Here is a 264-nt window from a genome sequence, read left to right on the forward strand (position 1 = left end):
TGCCGATGATCGGCGTCGGATCGATTTTCCAGTCGCCGGTGTGAAGCAACGTTCCGACCGGGGTGCGGATCGCAAGCGCATGCGACTCCGGAATGGAGTGCGCGACGGGGACGAATTCGACGTTGAACGGACCAATGTCCACCCGGCCGCCGGACGGCACAATCGTCACCGGAATTTTCGGCGGATTGCGCTCAGCAGCGCACTTCGCCTCGAACAAGGCCGCGCTGAATTGCGTCGCATAAATCGGACACTGCAGTTGCGGCC

At 62.1% G+C, this 264-nt stretch carries 1 pseudogene; it reads right to left on the reverse strand.

Annotated elements, in window-relative coordinates:
* A pseudogene (locus WDW90_RS39850) lies at positions 1-264 on the reverse strand (MBL fold metallo-hydrolase); the annotation flags it as partial.

The organism is Methylobacterium nigriterrae (assembly GCF_037106235.1).
Taxonomy (GTDB): domain Bacteria; phylum Pseudomonadota; class Alphaproteobacteria; order Rhizobiales; family Beijerinckiaceae; genus Methylobacterium; species Methylobacterium nigriterrae.